We start from the raw sequence: 20,031 nt of genomic DNA, 5'->3' as shown, positions 1-20,031 counted from the left end.
ATATCAATCTCTCTTATACAAATCTCGTGTGTATACTTTATCTTCTACGTCACGTAAGCTATCATCCCAACGATTTGCCACGATGACATCTGATTCCTTTTTGAAAGTATCAAAGTCATGAATTACAGCAGACCTAAAGAACTCATCTTCCTTTAGTGTTGGTTCATAAACGACTACTTCAATTCCCTTAGCCTTGATACGCTTCATTACACCTTGAATTGATGAGGCACGGAAATTATCACTACCTTCTTTCATTGTTAAGCGATAGATTCCGACCTTATTAGGGTTCTTTTTAATGATTTGATCAGCAATGAAATCTTTGCGTGTTGTATTAGAATCTACAATGCCTTTAATAATGTTATTCGGTACATTCTCAAAGTTAGCTAATAGTTGCTTTGTATCCTTTGGCAAGCAGTAACCACCATAACCAAATGAAGGATTATTGTAATGCTTACCAATTCTAGGATCTAAGCCAACACCGTCAATAATATTCTGTGATTTGAGTCCACGTACTTCAGCATAAGTATCTAATTCGTTAAAGTACGCCACTCTCATTGCAAGATAAGTATTAGCAAAAAGCTTAATCGCTTCAGCTTCCGCACTATCTACAAATAATTCTGGTGTATCTTCATCATAAGCACCATTTTTCAATAGTTCTGCGAATTGGCGTGCTCTGTCAGAATCTTCTCCAATAATAATTCTTGAAGGGTGAAGATTATCGTAAAGCGCCTTACCTTCACGTAAGAATTCAGGAGAGAAGATAATATTGTTTGTATTATATTTTTCTTTAACTGATGCTGTAAAGCCAACTGGAATTGTTGATTTTACAATCATCAATGCTTCTGGATTGAATTCTAATACCTCTTTAATGACAGATTCAACAGCACTCGTATCGAAATGATTCGTTTCAGTATCATAATTTGTAGGTGTCGCAATAACAATAAACTCAGCGTTACTGTAGGCATCTTTACCATTAGTTGTTGCTTTTAAATTTAACTGTTTATTTGCCAAAAAGTCAGATATTTCTTTATCTTGTATGGGAGAAATCCCTTGATTAATTAAATCTACTTTCTCTGGAATAATATCCACAGCAGTTACTTCATTGTGCTGTGCCAACAAAGTAGCTAACGACAAACCAACATATCCTGTACCTGCAACTGCGATCTTCATTTTATATTTCTTCTTTCTTTATAATTCATAATCTAGATAGTGAACAAAAAATTAATTACGCACTTGTAAAAAATTTTTAAAAACTAAATATATTTAATATAATACTGATGAAACTAAAGAATGTTTCCATAATTTATCTATTATAATGGTGCCCGCTACCAAAAAAGATCCATATACTAATTCAATAGTATTTAATTCGTGGAAAAATGACTATTTTTCAAATACAGAGTTCCCTTCAAAAATCTTATCAGTATTTTTAATAATCCTAACACTATACTAAAAAGTTTTTGTCCTTAATATTTTTTGTTTTATCTTAAATAAAACAATCATTAGTACATTATGAAAGCCCAGTATTTTAATTATTTTATTTTTAGTTTGTGAATCTACTTTACTTTTAAATAAACAACTTACTACATTTGCCCATACAAAGTCCCTGTACCCCTCTTTAGAGATCTGATTCCTATACTGATTTATCCAATTAAGGGAAAATACGGGATGAACTTTACGACTAACTGATAGTCCTTTCACTGCATCTAAATGGCAATAAATTAAAGGGTCTGACGTTTGATAAAATTTAGTAGTAGTAGAAAATGCTAATCTAAATATTAAATCCCAATCTTGATGTTTAACTAGATTTTTCGTAAACGGATAATCTAAAAATAATTTTTTTGGTGCTAACAAAGTAGAAGTTTGAATCGCTCCTTTACGTTCTAAAACATAATTAGCTATATTTTCATTAACTTCATACGGACTAATTTGAGAAACATTATCCTTACTTTCCCCAAAGTACATGGGTGAAAATATTATCTTTTGCTCTTCAGAAATACTTTTATATAACAAAATTTGCTTATTTAATTTCTCCGGTAGCCACTCATCATCATCATCTAGTAGGGCTATTATATCCCCTGTTGCAGCTCTAATCCCAATATTTCTAGCTTCATTCCCGCCAACCTTATCTTGGGTCTGTACAATTTTAATAATGTCTTCCCTATTAAATTCTTCAACGATAGATGTAATATACCGAGATTTACCATCTACTATAATAATAATTTCTTCACTTTTGAGAGTTTGGTCCAAAACACTTTGAATAGCTCTTTTTATAAGAAAGTTATCAGGTTTAAACATTTCTGAACGTTCATAGGTCGTTATAATCACAGATATTGATTCTTTATTCACTATATCCCTCTTTCATGAATTAATTTTTCTATATAAAAATTAATTACGTCTTATATAGATTTTCAGATATTTAAAAAACGAAAAAATATTGATCCTATGACTAATATATTTTAAATATAATTTCTTGCTAATACGAATAGTCTTTTCATTTAAAATTTTCTTTACTCGATTCATCAAATGAACTTTTTCTGATTTTTTCACACTACTAGTATTTCCCATTATTATATTTTCTTCACATATTTCACCCAGTAATTGAATATAAATTTTTATTTGAAAATGTTTTAATTGATTTATTAAATTTGGATAATTATTAGTAATAAAATGTGAAAAATTATCAAGATTAGTTATGTGATCCACCCGAGCTTTTATAGACGTAGCAGATGTTATTGAACCTTTTCTTATTGAATATATATATAGCGGTTCGTTTAAATAATAAATTTTTTTAGAATTATGAATAAGGGTTACAATAGGAACCATATCTTCGTATAATAATCCCTCTGGAAATTCAAAAAAATTCTTTTTCATAAGAGAAGAATTAAACATATAACTCCACGCATTAATTTGAACTTTTTCTTTTAATAAATTATCCACCATATCTTCCGGACTATAAGTTCCACTATCGATACCTTCATAATAGGAGTCCGTAATAATTTTGTCATTAGTGTGTATGTAATGAGAAAAAAAGACCATACTAATATCGGTAAAATTATGAATAATGTTCACGCATTTATCCACTAAATGTATACTTATTTTATCATCACTATCTATAAAAATAGTATACTCACCATTGACATAATTCATACCTGTATTTCTTGCAGCTGACAATCCCTGGTTTTTTTGTGTTATGATTTTAAAACGTTTATCTTTTTCTGCATAGTCTTTACATATCTGTATTGAGTTATCTGTTGAACCATCATTTACAATTATTACTTCAATATTCTGATAAGATTGTTTAGCAATACTTTCTAGACAATCTGCTATATACTTTTCTACATTATATACTGGCACAATTATAGATATTAGCACTTTAATTTTAGACCTCTTATCTTTTTTTCATGTAATGTTTAATTTTGATTAATTGATTTTCAATACGAGATAATATATATACACGTTTTGTAACTAACATTCCAGTTAGAATAATCTCTTCAATACTGTTACGCATTTGAATTTTACCAATACTCTTCATATGATGTATTTTATCTAAGACGTCGGCTACTATCTCACTATGCTCTTTTATACTATTTCTATCCATTTGACCAAATATAGAAAGGGATATTTTAGCATATCGACTATAGGCAAGATTCTCCAAATAATAATTCCCCTTAGACATGACTATCATGTCTTCAATATAAACTAATGATTTAAATTCAGCAGAATTAAAAGTACTATGTACAATACTGTTTTCCCTTTGACGATATTGATATAAATTATATCCACAATATGTTATTTTTTTTGCCTTTACTATTATTTGATTTAGGAGAGCAATATCTTCTAAATACCTGATATTCTTTGGCCATATAATATGAGAAAATAAATTCTTTTTAAACATTTTATCGTTTAAAAATCCTTCAAAGTGCTTAGCTGATATCCATTCTTCTAAAATTTCATCTCCGGCACTTGTAAAAGATAATTTTGGATTAGACATTCTAATATACTTATTGCCATTATCAAAATATAGATTATATCCAATAATCGAGATATCTGATTTTTCACGTTCTATATTAACCAAGAGTGTATCCAACCACTCTTTCGATACAAAATCGTCTCCGTCCAGAAATGTAATATATTCTCCTTTAGAAAGTTCAATACCAGTTTTTCGCGCAAGTAATTGTCCTGAATTAACAATGGTTATACATTGAAACCGAGCATCCATCGTTATAAAATTTTGAATTATATTTAAAGATCTGTCCGTCGAACCATCATTTACAATGATAGCTTCAAAATCAGTAAAGGTTTGTTTCCTTAGTGATTCTAAACATTCATAAATATACTCTTCTGTATTATATATAGGAATAATAACAGATATTCTAGGCATAATATTTTCCTTATCATGTAGATGGCTTTAAAATATTAAAAATACTTCTTGATTTTTTTTATTCTTTCAATAATAGCTTCTCCAAACAACCGAGTCAGCGCTATTAATATCATATCCTTTAATTTTGCACTATTAGACTTCCACGTCCCCGAATAATGGTGAATTGTCAATGTTTCCTTACTAATATTAGTTTTATGAGTAGCAAAATTTATTGGAGAAAAATATGTAGATGGATATATCATTACACCATTAACAAGCTGTTGATTCTCTAAATTATTAAAATTATAATTCTTAATAAAAAAAGATAATATATATTTAGAATTAGGTGTTTTATCATAAACATTTTTATCGATTAAAAATGTCCTTCTAGAATAATCTTCTAACAGCTGTTGAAGCCACCTTTGCTTAGGTTCGCTAGCAATTACTGCTGTACTAAAAGCATACTTAGATTCTCGCCCTATAAACGCTTTGTTCTTTAATAATTCATCAAACGATTTTAAAATTTCTACATCTGTATCGAGATAAATTCCACCTTCTCTATTTAGAATATCTAGTCGAACATAATCACTGACGAATGCCCACATATTCTCTTGTAATGCTTCTTGAACATATTTTACATTTATATTTTTTATGTCGTAATTGGTTTCATTCCATTCTTTTATTTGGTAATCAGGTAATATGCTTCGCCATTGTTCAATCTGCTGTACAATTTTATTTGGTTTAGCTTTTCCTCCAAACCAAATATAATGAATTACTTTAGGTATCATGCTTTTCTTATCCATTTAATTTATTTGTGATTACTTAATGTCTCGTCATTTATTGCAGTTATCATAAGAATGGGTAAAATCAATTCAAAATGTTGCAAGGCTGTTTCTGTGAAGCCCATAGCGAAGTAGCCAATAAATAGTATCCACTGCTTTACTGTATATACAGAATAAGATTTTAGAATATACAAATATACAATCAACAATTCTATAAGAAACAAAATCCCCTTAGCAAGTAATGCCTGAAGGTACCCATTGTCGAACATTGCTGATTCGAGTTCACTGGTTTTTAATAAATGAATACCATATTCTTGATAGAAAGACTGGTAAAGTTGAATTCTTCCAGATAGCAGCTCATTCAAAACATTATTTATAGGTGTGAATAGAACATATATGGATAGAACGGTTAATAAGATTGGAATAAAATATATTATCCATGAAAAATTTTTTGACATGGCTTTATCTATATTTTTACCTAGAACAATATAGATAAAACTAATAGTTATCAAAACATACATGGATGTTCTAGATTGTGTTTGATTTAAAATAACTAATGATAAAAATGCTATGAGTAAATATTTAAATCTACTATATTTTTGGCCCACCAAACCACAGTATGCAAAAAATATACTCACCCATATCATTGAGGCAATATTTGGATGAATGAATCCCAAAGACTTTCGATGTATTATCTTATCAATACGCCACATTTCTACGTCATGATTGTTGAAATTAAATAAATAATACAGCACAACAATACTGCAAAATAATAATAACGAGCTCGTAAAAAAAATCCCTAAAATTTTTTTGTAATCTATGTTAGGAAAATACCCTATAATATCAGTTATCATGATTAACATTGTTACTGAAATCATGTACGGAGCATTATTTAAAACTAAAGTAATATAAGACATAATAATTAGAATGAGACTTATTATTCTAATTTTTTTTCGCAATATAATTACTAAAGAATAAATTGTTACTACAACCATAGCTTGAATAGCGCTTAAAACGTTAGAATTCAATAAGCCAAGTGCATTTATTGTAGACATCAAAGAGATAGCTAATGCCAAAAAACAAAGCAACTGATAAACAAAATTATCTTGCGTTTTTATATTTTTTTTATTGCTAGACAAGCTCATTTCCATCATATCCTCATCATCTGTAAAAAAATTCTATTTTCATTGCTATCTCACCATGTTTACAATAATATGTGAAAAATCAGCAACAAATTTTTCATTGTGCGAATTATACTGTCTCTCCATATCATTTTCTTTATATTCTTCTATAAAACTTAAAATATCATCTATATTAGTCACAAGCTTAATTGGATATCCCTTATTAACTACTTTTTCAGCAAACACAACCTGATGATTGTTAACATGTTCATTGAACTTAAGTAGCCTAGGAACAACTATTGGTATCTTTCCTTTAGAAAGTACGCTCAAAAAGCTGGCAGGTCCCCCATGAGTAATAACTATTCTTGCCTCATCAATATTTTTTTCCATTTCTATATTGCTTAGAAATTGTTTGGATTTAGCAAATTTAGGAACATAGTCAGAATAACCAGTTTGTATAAAAACAGATTCGGTGATGTCCCCACTTTCAATTAAACCGTCTATTTTCTTTAACAATCTATCAAATGGTTGTTCGTGTGTCCCCACAGTAACAAAAATCATATTAAAAAATACCTCCCAAATCAATTGCTTTAGGATATACTCTTTTCATCTCCGGCCACTGTACAATAAATTTGTTCGTCACTGGATAAACTAACTTTCCTGTTAAAGTGGGCTTATCAATTCGATCAAATACTTCTATATAAACAGTTTTAGCCCCAAATAATTTTCCTAAATAGAAAAATGGAACTGCAACTGCTGCACCTGAAGAAATAATCACATCAGGCCTTTCTTTAAAAAGTATCTTAATTGCTAAAAAAGTATTTCTAACAAGATTTATAATATTACGATTAGTTGGAAAATAAGCGTTGTATTTACGTTCATTCTTTAAAATGCTACGAGCATCTTCTTTATCAAAAGTAACCCAAAATCGGTCCTCTTTTTCCCAGAATTTTTTTAATAAATAAAGGTGCGTTAAGTGACCACCACTTGAACCTACTAAAGCTACTTTCATTCTAAAACGCCCCATTCTTCCTAATCGCAACCATATCACAGGCAGTCTTAAAGATAATTTTAATATCTAACCAGATACTTCTGGTTTGAATATACTCCAAGTCTAGTTCAACCATATCAGCGAAAGATAGATTATTACGACCACTAATTTGCCACAATCCAGATAATCCAGGACGTACTAATAGTCGCTGCTTTTCATAAGCAGTATATTTAGCCACTTCGTCAACTAATGGCGGTCTGGGACCGACAAGACTCATATCACCTAAGAACACATTAAAAAACTGTGGTAATTCATCCAAAGAATGCTTACGAATGAACTTACCAAAGCGTGTTACACGTGGGTCGTCCTTCATCTTGAACATTGCCCCCTCAACCTCATTTTGGTCTAAGAGTTTTGCCTTTAGTTCTTCAGCGTCAATACGCATTGACCGAAACTTGTAGATATTAAAGTGACGGCCATTGTGACCAATGCGCTCTTGTTTAAAAATAATTGGTCCGCCATCCTCTAACTTAATTACAATGGCAATAATTAATAATATTGGTGAGAAAAGAATAATACCAATGCCACTGCCAATATAGTCAAGTACTCTTTTAGCGAAAAGATAAGGTGTGTTGCGACGAACTACAATTTGTTGTGAATTAACTGTACCATCCAATTTCTTAGTTTCTCCCATTATCTAATCTCTCTCAGCCTATTTTGATTTTGTATTCCCATAGCCGTAACCATAACCGTAGCCATAGCCGTAACCGTGCGCACCCTTACTCTTATCACGCGTCACGAAGCCAAGAATTCTGGCACCGCCAAGCTTCAAAGTATCAACCGTCCGCTTAATGTTAACCTTGTAAGTCTTCTCCATTGTGACAACCAAGACAACACCATCAATCTGTGGCAATAATACCTGTGCATCCGTTACGGCTAACACTGGTGGTACGTCAACGACGACGATATCGAAGTGTTCACGTAGTTGTGCCATCAATTGTGCCATGCGATTAGAATTTAACAGTTCAGCTGGATTAGGTGGCGTTGGCCCACTTGTCAAGACATAAAGATTCGGCACGAATGTTTCTTGAATCAATTCGCTTTCCATATGTGGTTCGTGACTTGCTAATAAAGTCGTTAAGCCAGCACGATTAGACACACCAAAAGTCGTATGAACGGTTGAACGACGCAAGTCCGCATCAATTACCAAGACTTTTTTACCATCTTGTGCCCAAGTCACCGCTGCGTTAGCAGATACGGTTGACTTACCATCAGATACTTCCGGTGATGTGAACATGACCGTCTTCAACTGATCAGTGCCAATCGAAGCGAATTCAATATTAGTACGCAATGTACGGAACTGTTCTGAGATAACGTGCTTGGGTTCAGCCACTGTAATTAAGCGTGCCCCTTTTTTCTGTGTTTCATTGTCTTTCACAGCTTTAGGTTTTTGATCGAATAATCCCATGTTGTCCTCCAATCAGACACGGCGGCGTGAACGCTTGCTCGTATCGCCGTTCTCATCATCGTTGTAATTGTGGTGTGAAGCAGCCAATTCTTTAGCTGTCTTCACTTTACCGATATAGTTAATGATACCCAGATCAGTTAAGTCAAGATCTTCAGTCAGGTAGTCAATATTCTTCAATGTCTTATCAGTCAATTCACGAACTAAGCCATAACCAAAGGCAACAACAGCACCCAATACAGCACCAGCTAATGTGATGAGCTTTTTGTTTGGTGAAACCGGTTCTTTATTGGCTTGTGCTTCCGATACAATCGTGACGTTACTAATACTCATCAACTTCACGACTTTATCTTTGAAGACGCTAGCAATTTCATTAGCAATAACAGCTGATTTTTTAGCATTCGTTGATTTGACATTAACGGCGAAGACTTGAGAGTTCTGTTGGTTAGTGACACTAATCATCTGCTTCACTTCATCAGCTGTGAGATTAGCATATTGGGCTTTTTCAGTTTTATATTCGGCAGATTGAGCACGGCGTGTCCGAATACGTGTGCCATCAGGTTGTGTCTCATATTGAGCAGGTTGCGCCTTTTTCACCAGGACACGTTGATCCTTAGTCAAGTTATCCACAACATCGTCCAAGATAACAGGATTGGTAATCAAGTCTTTATATGTGTTAATAATTTGGACGTCAGCTTGTTGGTTATTGAACTGCGCACCAGTATTATTAGCGTCTTGCTTTCGATTAACCAGTAATTGTGTTGATGATGAGTATTTCGGTGCAATAGCGAACTGTGCTATACCGAATGCAACCCCAGCAAATACAATCACTAATGCCACAATTAGCAAAAAGCGCTTGCGAATAATGTCCCATAGTTGGGATAATTCCAAAACGTTATCCATTTTCGTCTCAATCTTCCTTTTAATACTTATGTAAAGTAAGTGTAATAATTTTCACTAATTTACACGATATATATTTGAGTTTATCATAAGATAATTTACATTTATATTACTATGGAACAGTAAGTTATAACGTTTTGATTAAATATCGCAACAATGAGATGTGACTGTAATATGTACAACGTTTGACTTATGATATGAAATCAATAAAAAAGGCGAACCGAAGTTCGTCTTTTAATGATGCCGATGGCGGTAAAGTAAGTGCGCCTGACACCAAGCAATAATATATTGGCTCGCAACCACTGAAGTGACAGCTAGAATAATCAACATCACGCCTACCATATTTTGTACCGTGATGATTTCATTGAAGACAACGACCCCAACGAAGAGACCGGTCAATGGTTCCAATGCGCCAACAATCGACGTGTTGGTTGAGCCGATGTGGGTGATGGCTAAGTTCGTTAATGATAAAGCGATAATCGTTGGGAATATTGCTGAACCAATGGCATTGCCATACTCTAATGGTGTTGTCAGCGGTTGGATACCATGATTGAGCATCCCCTTAATCAAGAATAGTACCAATCCTGCCGACAAGCCATAGAAAGTCAACTTAAGTGATGGCACGGCATGGGCTGTCGTTTGTCGTACACCGACAATATAAAGTGCATAACTCATGGAAGCAAGCAAGATAATCAACAAGCCCAAGGGATTCAAGCTCTTTTGCCCGCTATTATTGAGTAGCGCAATGCCAAGGACGACTAGACTAATTGCCCCAATAGTGAGCAGTGATAAGCGTTCTTTAAAGAAGATGGCCATAATCAAAGCGACAATCACTGGGTAAGCGAACAGCAGAATGGACGCCAAGCCGACATCCATGTATTCATAACTGCCATACAGGAACAATGACGCTAGTGCCATGAGCAAGCCAACCGCAATGACTGGGATAATCTCATCACGCTGAAGTTTAAAGCTCTGTCGTTTGGCCAGCATTAAGCAACCAAGCAAGATCACCGCAAAGAAATAACGATAAAACACCATTGAATCCACTGTAAAGTTAAGATTCATTAGAGGGACTGCGAATAATGGATTCAATCCATACGCTGCTGCCCCTAAAATACCAAATACCACACCACGTAACGCCTTATTTTTCATAGTGCATTTTCTCCAAAACAATATTGAGAATATTCTATAGGGTTCTATCTCAATTAGCAATACTAACTTAAATCAAGTGCGCAAAAAAAGCATGATTCAATCGAATCACGCTTTTTATTTGGATGAATTAAGCTAATTCAGCAAAGTGCAACAATGTACGGATCATGTTTGAAGTGAAACCGTATTCGTTGTCGTACCAAGCAGCAACCTTAACCAATTGTTGTCCTTCACCAGAAACAACTTCTGTTTGTGTAGGATCGAAGACAGTACCGTGTGTATCATTGATAATATCAGTAGATACCAAACCATCACCATTGTAACCAAATGAATCTGATTCGTACTTCTTCATAGCTGCGTTAACTTCTTCAACTGTAACATCCTTCTTCAAGACAGCAGTCAATTCAGTGATTGAACCATCAGGAACAGGAACACGGATAGCTGAACCAGTCAACTTACCATCCAATGAAGGTACAACCATTCCGATAGCCTTAGCGGCACCAGATGAATGTGGCAATGAGTTTGAAGCTGCGTCACGGTTAGCTTGACGCTTTGCAAACTTAGCTGACTTAGGACCATCTTGCAAGCTTTGTGAAGCTGTGTAAGCGTGCACTGTCAACATCAATCCAGTCTTAACACCGAATTCTGTTTCCAATACGTTAGCAATTGGAGCTAATGATTGTGTCGTACATGAACCAGCTGAAACAATCTTATCTTCTGGCTTCAAGATGTCTTGGTTAACACCGTAGACAACTGTAGGAACTGCGCCGGCTGGAGCTGAAACCAATACCTTCTTGGCACCTGCATCCAAGTGAGCTTGTGACTTTTCTGCTGAAGTATAGAAACCAGTAGCTTCCAATACGTAATCAACACCATCGTTAGCAACCCACTTCAAGTCAGCAGCGTTACGTTCTGAGTAAACAGCGTAGTGCTTACCATTAACAACAATACCTGTGTCGTCTGATGAAACTTCAGCGTTCAAAGTACCATGAATTGAATCATACTTAAGCAAGTATGCCAACATGTCAGGGCTTGTCAAATCGTTAATCGCAACAACTTCAATATCTGAAGCCTTATCTGACAACTCAAGAATACGACGGAAGGCCAAACGACCAATACGTCCAAATCCGTTAATACCGATCTTAACAGTCATGTGTTTTAGATCCTCCAAAATTTTTTGAATTTAATCAACATCCTTATTATAGCACAACGCTCAATGTTGAGCGAACGAAGAATCGTCAAGAATGTAAATTTTATGTATTAAAAACGCTTATGCCTCATCACGATGCGCACGCCCCTCAACAACGTGTACAGCGTGCTTTTTGGTCGAGTCAATGACGTCTAATATATGCGGATCATCGAGTTTATAGAGGTTCTTTTTTCCCTCTCTGCGGTATGTCACGAGCTGATGGGCTTTTAAGATTGCCAGATTATGTGAAATCTGTGGTTGAGGCAAATCAAGATAATCAACCAATTCATTGACGCTTAATTCTTGTTGCTCTAATAGGTATAAAATATTGAGCCGTGTCGGATTGCTTAATAATTTGAAGACACGCTCCATTTCTGTTTGATAGATTGCTTTAATTTTTTCCATAATTCAAACCTCTTGCGCATTTCATATTCAAATGATAACATATATAATCAAATACATATGTTATTAATAACATATATTAGATGTATAGGAGAACCGTATGCTAAATTTACCACTTGTGACGATGTTATTCGTTGGCGTTAACTTAGATTTTTTCGTTATTTTACTATTCTTATTACAAAAATACCGTTTTAAAGATACTTTAGTGGGTTACATTTTAGGCATGCTCAGTGTGTTTTTCATCAGTAGCCTATTGGGCCAAACCATTCAAACGTTTGTCCCTGAATGGGCGATTGGCCTCCTCGGCTTGATTCCAATATATATGGGTATCAAGGGTGAAGACGATGATGAAGTGCAAGCAAATCATCAATACAAAGGGATACTATCCGTTTTATTCATATACATTGCCAGTTGCGGTGCTGACAATATTGCAGTTTACGTCCCGGTCTTAGCAACAATGTCTCTACACGCTGTCATTATCACTGCTATCTATTTTATCATTTTAACCATTATTTCCATTACATTAGCCTACTACTTCGGCAAACTTTCCTTTATCCAAAAGTTTTTCCAACGCTGGGGAGAACATGCTACCCGTATCATTTATATTTTGATTGGCCTTTTTGTCATGATTGACACTGGATTATTTACACATATACTGAAGTGGTTATTGTAATGCTTAATGCCAAAGACTCTACTTGCTATACTTTAAAATACTTTCTCATGGCTTTGGCTGTTAAAGTATCACCAGCTTTAATTAACTTCTCCGGTGTACCTTCAAACATAATGTTGCCACCATTCATGCCGGCAAAGGGTCCAATATCAATTAACCAGTCAGCCTGACCTATTAAGCGCAAGTTATGCTCAACGACAATAACCGTTAACCCAGCTTCGTTGGTTAGCTGTTTTAACAAATGAATTAAATGTTGTATGTTGCTTTCATGTAAACCACTCGTCGGTTCATCTAAAATCAATAAATCATGCTCGCTTGATCTGTTAAATAAAAATTTAGCCAATTTCAAGCGTTGCAACTCTCCACCTGACAATGTATTAAGTGATTGTCCTACTTGCAGATAGCCTAGCTCTAGCTGGATTAACATCATCATAGGCTGTTTGAGTTCAGGATAAGTTTCCGCAATACTTGCAGGCGTCAGTTGTAGCACTTCTGCAATACTAAATCCTCTATACTTTAATTCTCTCACTTCAGGAGAATAGCGTTGTCCGTTGCAGGCATCACAAATAGTGACGGTATCGCCCATATAAGCCAAATCCAATTTGATGACACCCTTTCCTTTACAGATAGGACACGCGCCTTTGCTATTGAAAGAAAATAAGCTCATTGATTGATGCGTTGCATTGGCAAAAATTTGACGTAAATCATCAAACAACCCGAGGTAGGTCAACATATTGGATCTTTCGCTAGCATGCACTTGCTTTTGATCCAATATCGTCGTTTGCTTAAATTTGTCTTTGAAACATTGAATGAGGGTACTCTTGCCTGATCCGGCGACACCGCTTATAACACTTAAACGTTGTCGAGGTATTTTCACACTAATATCGTTCAGATTATTTTTTGACACATGTTCTAATGCGTAAAAATCTGATACAGAACCGTGCGCAGTAGTTATTTCTCCTGAATCACGTAGTGCCTTTCCTGTTAGCGTATCGCTTTTAACCAGATCATGATAATTCCCCTGAAAGGTAACGTACCCACCTTGGTTGCCCGCACGTTCACCCAAATTAATAATATAATCAGCAGTTTCAATTATTTGTGGATCATGATCAACAATAACTAAAGTATTCCCTTTTTCTTTCAATAATTTAAAAATTTTATTAATGCCAATTAGATCGTGGGGATGCAAGCCAACACTAGGTTCATCAAAAATATACAAAATATCGTTGAGTTCACTATTTAAGTAATTAGCTAATTTTAAGCGTTGTGATTCACCACCTGAAAGGCTTGATGTTGTCCGATTTAAACTTAAATAATCTAGTCCAACTGTCATTAAATGAGATATCTTAGTATCCAGTTCACTCAATATCGGCTGCAGAGATGCTATATTGATTGTTGCTAACCATTGTTTAAGCACTGTCATACTCATAGCACTACAGTCTGCAATATTTTTACCATTAATTTTTGCCAATAACACTTTCTGATTCAGGCGTGTGCCTTCACATGCTGGGCATCGCTCAGTTTCGGTAATTCTTTTTATATCACTTTGATATTTATTAGCATCTTGTTTAATAAATGCATCCTCAATGCGTGGTATCAATCCCAAATATTTAGCTGTTTTAGGCCATTTTGGCGTAGGTCTTTGCGGTTTTTGTGGTTCACCATTTAGTAATAAATGAATTGCTTTATCATCCCAATCCTTTAATGGTAGATCATTATCAAAAAATCCAGATTCCGTATATCTTGATAAACGCCAACCACCTGGTTGAAATGTCGGAAACTGGATAGCACCACCATTTAAAGATTTATTTTTATTCAATAAAGCAGCTGCTTTAATACTTGTGACAATCCCTAAGCCTTCACATCTTGGACACATGCCTTCAGTATTGTTAAAGGAATACACCATTGAATAACCGATAAATGGTTTTGCCATACGAGAAAATAGTAACCGTAGTGCCGTGTAGATGTCCGTGAATGTCCCAACCGTAGAGCGGATATTGCCACTAATTGCCCTTTGCGTGACAACAATTGAAAAAGGTAAATTTTCGATACGATCAACATCAGGGACAGGATATTGTGGTAACAATTGCTGAACATAGGCACTGTAAGTTTTATTCACTTGTCTTTGAGATGTCGCAGCCAAAGTAGAAAAAATAAGCGATGATTTTCCAGATCCTGATACACCAGTCGCAACAGTAATTTGATGTTTGGGTATATTCACTGTAATATTTTTTAAATTATTCGTTCGAGCACCTTGAATTTTAATGTACTCATTCCGCATTTTTTTGGCGCTCCTCTCTTAGTAAACGAATTAATTTATCTGCTGATTCTATAAAATGTTGTTGTTCATCTAAATTCCACACTTGTTGCGCGCGCGCCAATAGTTCAGTGTGTTTTTTGGAAACAGATGCTAAGAATTGCCGTCCATTATCAGTTAATTTTGTATCCATTTCCCGTCTATCACTAATATTAGGCGACTGCTCAACATAGTTCATTTCACGTAAAGCAACCAAACTTTTCGATAACTTCGTCCTTGTGATACCTAATTGTTGACTTAATAAACTTGGTTTTGCTGTTCCAGAGCGTAGCGTATTTAAAATATCGTATTGTACCCATGTCAATTGATCGGGATTAACCAAATTACGCTCAGCCACTAGCTCACACTGCAAGTCCATTAAAATTTCTTGTAGTTTGTCTGTCATTACGATTCTCCACCATCATTATAGTTTCCAAAAGGAAATCATTTCTTAATAGAAATCATTATATAACTTTGTCATGAATAAAGAAAGTCATAATTGATCAATCACTTTTGATTTAAAGGACTATAATATAGGCGAGTTGACTATGTCGATTTAGAGAGGTGGTAACTGATGAAAAATAAAAGAATGGATGCTGTATTAGAAGCATTCAACAATGCATACAATGATCCTGCCGCAATGGCATTTCCTGGGATAGCGGACATATTGACGAAATATCAGCCAAAAATGAATCATACCGCAATTAATCGATCCGTTATTAGCGCATTAGGTCATGACCTGCATATCTATGCCCTACTCAACCTCGGTAAAACGTCAGAAACAGTCAATACGCTCATTGTAGCGTTAGGTCGGAGCTGGGATCAAGATAACTTTGCCAAAGGTATTTCATTAACGTTATTTTGATTTCTAAGCAAATGTACACGCTGTTAACATGAAATGAAAGATATTGGATACGCATACCAACCGATAAGTATTTGGATTAAGCTGTTCTTACGTATTTTAGCGTAGGATTAGCTTTTTTATTTTTATACCTGAATATAGTAATAGATACGCATTATTGACTGTGAATCAATAAATATACTAATTTAATAGTGTCCCCTTGATTAGCTAGTCGGTAACTTAAATTTAAGTTACCGACTTTTTATATACAATTGATAATAAAGCAAAATTATTATAAACTTACCTCAGGATTTAATAAAAGTAGATTTTACTTTTATTAAATTCATATCTTAAATCACACACTAAGGAAACCGCTTATTATGAAATATCTATCATTTACAAGTCCCAAGCTCAATACAAAAACACTCACTATATCTGGTCTACTATTAGCATTAGATATACTATGTTACAAAATTAGCATTGGCCCAAGTTATTTCTCTTTAAATATGGGTTTTATTAGCACAGCGCTCTTGGGCTACTTTTTGGGGCCCTGGTTAGCTGGTGCACTAGAAATGTTGTCTGACTTCCTTAATTTTACTTTATTTGGCAGTGGCAATTTTGCATTCTCTTTTCTCATTCCAGCATTTCTTGGTGGCATGTTATGTGGCATATTTTTACACAATAAAAATCGCAATTCCGTCAGCATAGCAATACTTAATTTTTTAATATTGATTCCGATCAGTCTAATACTCAACACGTTATTAGTGGCTCAAATTTACCATATGTCTTGGGAACCGCTAATGGTTGCACGTTTGGCTAGAAGTATTATCTTGATTTTTTTGCAAACAATAGTACTTATCTATGTTTTGAAACATTTTGATCGTTTGAATGTTAGGGAAAAGTTGTATTGAAACACGCTCATATTTTTTCTATAATGTCTCAACGATTAAAATCATTTTTACTTTAAGATATTGAACCAACCTTATCTCTTTATACTAACCTTTGATAATGTCTTGAGCCTTCATTTTGTCCAACTCTTTTTGAATTTTTTTCTTCTTGGATTCTTTGCCACTTGCATAGATTCCCAGCAGAGTGAATAAACCTAAAATCGGCATTGTAACATCTCTCATTGAGAAAGATAACTGACCCGCTATTGCTAAGAAACCGACAATACCAGTGAAAATAACCGGTAAAATCACTCCCATATATTTATTATCAATATAACCTGCGAATGTTTGAAATGCGATAATCCCCGCAAATATCAAGATTTCTAATAATCTATCCATCAATACTCTCCTTATGTTTTTGAATAATTTCTTTGGCCATCGCTAACGTTAATCGTTCATTAATAACCATCTGCATGATTTCTAATTCGAATGAGTCCTTATTTACGTCAGAAAATTTAATTTTTTCGATAAGTCGATCCAAACGTAATCGAACTGTCGGATAGCTCACATCATACTCGCGGGCCAATTGTTTTAATGAACCAGACGATAAGAGAAATCGTTTAATAAATACTTGTTCTTCTGGTTCCAAACGGAAAAACCATTCCATATGTTCGCCCCATCCTTTAATATTGTTTAATAAAGTTTAACATTATTAATATTTATGTTCAATAATAATTAATATTAGAATAAAAGCCTATTATAAAGTCAAACGTTTAACATAAACTCAATTTAATGTATAATGAAAATCTAGTGTACTGTTTACATATTATATTAAAGATGAAAAGGTTAATTATCATGCGCCACATTATCCAACGATCAATCTTAGCATTCATCATAACGCTAACGATTAGCTACATATTATCAACGCTGTTTACATCATTATTTTCTTTTGATCGTGCTACAATTTTCACGCTAATTGCGATTAACATTGTATACACCGTTTCCCTATTTTGGGAGAAGCGTAAGCAGTTGATATTGTCATCACGCCATCGTTCAAAATAATTCATGATTTTAGCATCTCAATTCATTGATGAACACAAAGGAGATCTGCATTTGTCTAGATACGCTTTATATCGATTAGCATCTTTATGTTTTTTGCTAGCGGCTATTATACTCAGCATTGTTGCTTATCATTCACATGATTTCACAAATGGTATGATTGCCTTTATTTTTTTCTCCACTGCAATAACATTTTTTAGTATCAGTAAAGAAGATAATAAAAACAATTAATTAATAAAAAATGTCTCAAAAACTTTGAAAGTATATCAAAGCCTTTGAGACATTTTATTTTGTTCGAATATTGCACTTGATTGTACTAACAACAATTAAATCATCAATTCCGACATTATCACACCTCACTGATGACCTTAACCCCATACCTCATCCAATATTTCTTTGACAAGTGCCAACTTGGCCCATTGCTGTTCTTCTGTCAAAACATTACCTTCTTCAGTAGATGCAAAGCCACATTGTGTTGACAACCACAGGCGTTCTAATGGTAAATATTTCTCCGCTTCATGAATACGTTGAATAATCGCTTCTTTGTTTTCCAACTCACCTGTTTTACTCGTAATCAGGCCAAGCACTACCTTTTTATCTCCCGATACTTTAGCTAAAGGTTCAAAACTACCTGCACGCGCCGAATCATATTCTAAGAAATAACTCGAAACATTTTCTTGTCCGAATAATTCGTCAGCTACAGCATCATACCCACCAGAAGTTGCCCAGTCTGAATGATAATTACCACGACAGATATGTGTATTAATAATTAAGTCTTCTGGTAGATTCGCAATAGCACCGTTGTTAAGATCAAGATACAAATTTTTCAGATCTTGAATATCAAAACCAGCGCCTGCCATTTTTTCCCAAAAGTCAGGATCAACTAGCATCCCCCAAGTACAATCGTCAAGTTGCACTGTTCGTGCACCAGCATCATATAATGCCAGAATTTCTTCACGATAAACACGTTTGATATCTGCAAATAATGCAGTACTTGAATCGTAATATGTCGACACAACATCAGCATTTGTACCACGCACTAATTCTGCATAGAATTGTGCCGGTGCTGGAATTGTAATTTTCGCCTCAACCCCTGCTTTATCCGCTAACGCTTTAACAAATTTAAAATGTTGAATAAAAGGATGTGTTGTTGCATCAAAACTTAATCTCCCAGATAATCGTGCTGAATCATCACGGGTTTCTTCATGTGCAAATAAATACCCTTCACCATAATTAATACGCTCAACGCCACCAAATCCCCAAAAATTATCTAGGTGCCAATATGATCGACGGAATTCACCATCTGTTACGGTACTTATGCCTACAGCCACTTGCTGATCGATTAGCTTTTTAATGGCAGTATTTTCTACTTCTTCTAATTCTTTTTGTGTTAACTTACCCTGTTCAAAATCTTGTCGTGCCTGCTTTAATGCTGCTGGCCGTAAAAATGAACCAACATGTTGGAATCCTAATGTCGTTGCTGTCGCTGTTGTCATAATCTTATTCTCCTATGTTTTCTAAATGCTCAGGGTAACTTCATAGCAATAAAAAACCCGCAGTCTAAATATTAGACTGCGGGACGACTTATCGTGTTACCACCCGGTGTTTATGTGTTATCGAAAAGCACCAACACATCTCAATATCAATCGTCTCCACTCTGCTTCGAAAATGTCTGTACACAGTATCGAGAATTGATGTCGCTATATCGGGCTCTCCCGGTTATTGCTTGCTTCGTTTTGATAAATGAATCAGCGTATGTTCACAATAACAGTAACTCCAAGACCATTTTCATGTGTTCGCGTTGTCTACTTTCACCAAATGTAAACTCTCTTGCTAACGCTAAAGCACTACTTATCTCTTCTTTGTTAAAATAATCATATCATATTATCATAATTCGTCAACCTTTTTATCATAATAAG

General features: G+C 34.5%; 23 protein-coding genes. 4 read left to right on the top strand and 19 right to left on the bottom strand.

Annotated features, from left to right (window positions below):
• Positions 1 to 3: 3 nt before the first annotated feature.
• From C5L23_RS00975 to C5L23_RS00910, 14 genes are all read right to left on the bottom strand, one after another.
• The gene (locus C5L23_RS00975) at positions 4 to 1,170 is read right to left on the bottom strand and encodes a nucleotide sugar dehydrogenase (protein WP_010006963.1); all 1,167 of its coding nucleotides are present in this window, start codon (positions 1,168 to 1,170) and stop codon (positions 4 to 6) included.
• Positions 1,171 to 1,446: 276 nt separating this feature from the next.
• Entirely contained in the window at positions 1,447 to 2,346 is a 900-nt protein-coding gene (locus tag C5L23_RS00970) for a glycosyltransferase family 2 protein (protein ID WP_133264168.1), read from the bottom strand.
• A gap of 39 nt (positions 2,347 to 2,385) precedes the next feature.
• On the bottom strand, positions 2,386 to 3,372 hold the full coding sequence (locus tag C5L23_RS00965; RefSeq protein WP_170168005.1) for a glycosyltransferase family 2 protein: 987 nt from the start codon (positions 3,370 to 3,372) through the stop codon (positions 2,386 to 2,388).
• 16 nt (positions 3,373 to 3,388) lie between these two features.
• Positions 3,389 to 4,381: a glycosyltransferase family 2 protein gene (locus C5L23_RS00960; RefSeq protein ID WP_133264166.1), complete on the bottom strand. Its 993-nt coding sequence runs from the start codon at positions 4,379 to 4,381 to the stop codon at positions 3,389 to 3,391.
• A 35-nt stretch (positions 4,382 to 4,416) separates the two neighbouring features.
• A complete protein-coding gene (locus C5L23_RS00955; protein WP_133264165.1) occupies positions 4,417 to 5,148 on the bottom strand; it encodes a glycosyltransferase family 32 protein in 732 nt (243 codons plus the stop codon).
• A gap of 20 nt (positions 5,149 to 5,168) precedes the next feature.
• Positions 5,169 to 6,296, bottom strand: a complete 1,128-nt coding sequence (locus tag C5L23_RS00950) for an O-antigen ligase family protein (RefSeq protein ID WP_133264164.1) — start codon at positions 6,294 to 6,296, stop codon at positions 5,169 to 5,171.
• Positions 6,297 to 6,332: 36 nt separating this feature from the next.
• Positions 6,333 to 6,824 (bottom strand): glycosyltransferase, encoded by a 492-nt coding sequence (locus C5L23_RS00945; protein ID WP_010006975.1) that lies wholly within the window; start codon positions 6,822 to 6,824, stop codon positions 6,333 to 6,335.
• 1 nt (position 6,825) lies between these two features.
• Complete coding sequence (gene pssD, locus C5L23_RS00940) at positions 6,826 to 7,275, bottom strand: PssD/Cps14F family polysaccharide biosynthesis glycosyltransferase (RefSeq protein WP_133264163.1); 450 nt, start codon at positions 7,273 to 7,275, stop codon at positions 6,826 to 6,828.
• A 1-nt stretch (position 7,276) separates the two neighbouring features.
• Entirely contained in the window at positions 7,277 to 7,948 is a 672-nt protein-coding gene (locus C5L23_RS00935; RefSeq protein WP_010006977.1) for a sugar transferase, read from the bottom strand.
• Positions 7,949 to 7,966: 18 nt separating this feature from the next.
• Positions 7,967 to 8,722 (bottom strand): CpsD/CapB family tyrosine-protein kinase, encoded by a 756-nt coding sequence (locus C5L23_RS00930; RefSeq protein ID WP_010006978.1) that lies wholly within the window; start codon positions 8,720 to 8,722, stop codon positions 7,967 to 7,969.
• Positions 8,723 to 8,734: 12 nt separating this feature from the next.
• Positions 8,735 to 9,622 (bottom strand): YveK family protein, encoded by an 888-nt coding sequence (locus C5L23_RS00925; RefSeq protein ID WP_010006980.1) that lies wholly within the window; start codon positions 9,620 to 9,622, stop codon positions 8,735 to 8,737.
• A gap of 231 nt (positions 9,623 to 9,853) precedes the next feature.
• Positions 9,854 to 10,771, bottom strand: coding sequence for an EamA family transporter (locus tag C5L23_RS00920; protein WP_010006981.1), 918 nt, complete (start codon positions 10,769 to 10,771; stop codon positions 9,854 to 9,856).
• Positions 10,772 to 10,898: 127 nt separating this feature from the next.
• Positions 10,899 to 11,921 carry a type I glyceraldehyde-3-phosphate dehydrogenase gene (gene gap / locus C5L23_RS00915; RefSeq protein WP_010006982.1) on the bottom strand — a complete coding sequence of 341 codons (1,023 nt, stop codon included), beginning with the start codon at positions 11,919 to 11,921 and terminating at the stop codon, positions 10,899 to 10,901.
• 117 nt (positions 11,922 to 12,038) lie between these two features.
• A complete protein-coding gene (locus C5L23_RS00910) occupies positions 12,039 to 12,362 on the bottom strand; it encodes an ArsR/SmtB family transcription factor (RefSeq protein WP_010006983.1) in 324 nt (107 codons plus the stop codon).
• A gap of 97 nt (positions 12,363 to 12,459) precedes the next feature.
• On the opposite strand from C5L23_RS00910, the gene C5L23_RS00905 reads away from it, so the two are divergent.
• Positions 12,460 to 13,032 carry a cadmium resistance transporter gene (locus tag C5L23_RS00905; RefSeq protein WP_010006985.1) on the top strand — a complete coding sequence of 191 codons (573 nt, stop codon included), beginning with the start codon at positions 12,460 to 12,462 and terminating at the stop codon, positions 13,030 to 13,032.
• A 25-nt stretch (positions 13,033 to 13,057) separates the two neighbouring features.
• On the opposite strand, the gene C5L23_RS00900 is transcribed toward C5L23_RS00905, so the two are convergent.
• Both C5L23_RS00900 and C5L23_RS00895 read right to left on the bottom strand, forming a co-directional pair.
• On the bottom strand, positions 13,058 to 15,310 hold the full coding sequence (locus C5L23_RS00900) for an ATP-binding cassette domain-containing protein (protein ID WP_133264162.1): 2,253 nt from the start codon (positions 15,308 to 15,310) through the stop codon (positions 13,058 to 13,060).
• A complete protein-coding gene (locus C5L23_RS00895; protein WP_133264161.1) occupies positions 15,300 to 15,731 on the bottom strand; it encodes a MarR family winged helix-turn-helix transcriptional regulator in 432 nt (143 codons plus the stop codon). Before C5L23_RS00895 ends, C5L23_RS00900 begins: the two co-directional genes overlap by 11 nt.
• A gap of 168 nt (positions 15,732 to 15,899) precedes the next feature.
• Here C5L23_RS00895 and C5L23_RS00890 point away from each other — a divergent pair, with 168 nt between their 5' ends.
• Complete coding sequence (locus tag C5L23_RS00890; RefSeq protein ID WP_010006989.1) at positions 15,900 to 16,190, top strand: hypothetical protein; 291 nt, start codon at positions 15,900 to 15,902, stop codon at positions 16,188 to 16,190.
• A 356-nt stretch (positions 16,191 to 16,546) separates the two neighbouring features.
• A complete protein-coding gene (locus C5L23_RS00885; protein WP_133264160.1) occupies positions 16,547 to 17,077 on the top strand; it encodes a folate family ECF transporter S component in 531 nt (176 codons plus the stop codon).
• An 84-nt stretch (positions 17,078 to 17,161) separates the two neighbouring features.
• On the opposite strand, the gene C5L23_RS00880 is transcribed toward C5L23_RS00885, so the two are convergent.
• Positions 17,162 to 17,452 carry a hypothetical protein gene (locus C5L23_RS00880; RefSeq protein ID WP_133264159.1) on the bottom strand — a complete coding sequence of 97 codons (291 nt, stop codon included), beginning with the start codon at positions 17,450 to 17,452 and terminating at the stop codon, positions 17,162 to 17,164.
• Positions 17,445 to 17,720, bottom strand: a complete 276-nt coding sequence (locus C5L23_RS00875; protein ID WP_133264158.1) for a DUF2089 family protein — start codon at positions 17,718 to 17,720, stop codon at positions 17,445 to 17,447. Before C5L23_RS00875 ends, C5L23_RS00880 begins: the two co-directional genes overlap by 8 nt.
• A 188-nt stretch (positions 17,721 to 17,908) precedes the next feature.
• On the opposite strand from C5L23_RS00875, the gene C5L23_RS00870 reads away from it, so the two are divergent.
• A complete protein-coding gene (locus C5L23_RS00870; RefSeq protein ID WP_133264157.1) occupies positions 17,909 to 18,115 on the top strand; it encodes a hypothetical protein in 207 nt (68 codons plus the stop codon).
• A gap of 365 nt (positions 18,116 to 18,480) precedes the next feature.
• On the opposite strand, the gene C5L23_RS00865 is transcribed toward C5L23_RS00870, so the two are convergent.
• Positions 18,481 to 19,608, bottom strand: coding sequence for a 5-methyltetrahydropteroyltriglutamate--homocysteine S-methyltransferase (locus C5L23_RS00865; protein ID WP_010006994.1), 1,128 nt, complete (start codon positions 19,606 to 19,608; stop codon positions 18,481 to 18,483).
• Between the last annotated feature and the right edge of the window lie 423 nt (positions 19,609 to 20,031).

Source organism: Leuconostoc fallax, assembly GCF_004354645.1.
GTDB classification, from domain to species: domain Bacteria; phylum Bacillota; class Bacilli; order Lactobacillales; family Lactobacillaceae; genus Leuconostoc_B; species Leuconostoc_B fallax.
This window is presented reverse-complemented; position numbering and strand designations above follow the sequence as displayed.

Coding starts and splice junctions, on each gene's coding strand:
- C5L23_RS00975 (WP_010006963.1), bottom strand. CDS start 1,170: ATGAAGATCGCAGTTGCAGGTACAGGATATGTTGGTTTGTCGTTAGCT.
- C5L23_RS00960 (WP_133264166.1), bottom strand. CDS start 4,381: ATGCCTAGAATATCTGTTATTATTCCTATATATAATACAGAAGAGTAT.
- C5L23_RS00955 (WP_133264165.1), bottom strand. CDS start 5,148: ATGATACCTAAAGTAATTCATTATATTTGGTTTGGAGGAAAAGCTAAA.
- C5L23_RS00950 (WP_133264164.1), bottom strand. CDS start 6,296: ATGATGGAAATGAGCTTGTCTAGCAATAAAAAAAATATAAAAACGCAA.
- C5L23_RS00945 (WP_010006975.1), bottom strand. CDS start 6,824: ATGATTTTTGTTACTGTGGGGACACACGAACAACCATTTGATAGATTG.
- pssD (WP_133264163.1), bottom strand. CDS start 7,275: ATGAAAGTAGCTTTAGTAGGTTCAAGTGGTGGTCACTTAACGCACCTT.
- C5L23_RS00935 (WP_010006977.1), bottom strand. CDS start 7,948: ATGGGAGAAACTAAGAAATTGGATGGTACAGTTAATTCACAACAAATT.
- C5L23_RS00930 (WP_010006978.1), bottom strand. CDS start 8,722: ATGGGATTATTCGATCAAAAACCTAAAGCTGTGAAAGACAATGAAACA.
- C5L23_RS00925 (WP_010006980.1), bottom strand. CDS start 9,622: ATGGATAACGTTTTGGAATTATCCCAACTATGGGACATTATTCGCAAG.
- C5L23_RS00920 (WP_010006981.1), bottom strand. CDS start 10,771: ATGAAAAATAAGGCGTTACGTGGTGTGGTATTTGGTATTTTAGGGGCA.
- gap (WP_010006982.1), bottom strand. CDS start 11,921: ATGACTGTTAAGATCGGTATTAACGGATTTGGACGTATTGGTCGTTTG.
- C5L23_RS00910 (WP_010006983.1), bottom strand. CDS start 12,362: ATGGAAAAAATTAAAGCAATCTATCAAACAGAAATGGAGCGTGTCTTC.
- C5L23_RS00905 (WP_010006985.1), top strand. CDS start 12,460: ATGCTAAATTTACCACTTGTGACGATGTTATTCGTTGGCGTTAACTTA.
- C5L23_RS00900 (WP_133264162.1), bottom strand. CDS start 15,310: ATGCGGAATGAGTACATTAAAATTCAAGGTGCTCGAACGAATAATTTA.
- C5L23_RS00895 (WP_133264161.1), bottom strand. CDS start 15,731: ATGACAGACAAACTACAAGAAATTTTAATGGACTTGCAGTGTGAGCTA.
- C5L23_RS00890 (WP_010006989.1), top strand. CDS start 15,900: ATGAAAAATAAAAGAATGGATGCTGTATTAGAAGCATTCAACAATGCA.
- C5L23_RS00885 (WP_133264160.1), top strand. CDS start 16,547: ATGAAATATCTATCATTTACAAGTCCCAAGCTCAATACAAAAACACTC.
- C5L23_RS00880 (WP_133264159.1), bottom strand. CDS start 17,452: ATGGATAGATTATTAGAAATCTTGATATTTGCGGGGATTATCGCATTT.
- C5L23_RS00875 (WP_133264158.1), bottom strand. CDS start 17,720: ATGGAATGGTTTTTCCGTTTGGAACCAGAAGAACAAGTATTTATTAAA.
- C5L23_RS00870 (WP_133264157.1), top strand. CDS start 17,909: ATGCGCCACATTATCCAACGATCAATCTTAGCATTCATCATAACGCTA.
- C5L23_RS00865 (WP_010006994.1), bottom strand. CDS start 19,608: ATGACAACAGCGACAGCAACGACATTAGGATTCCAACATGTTGGTTCA.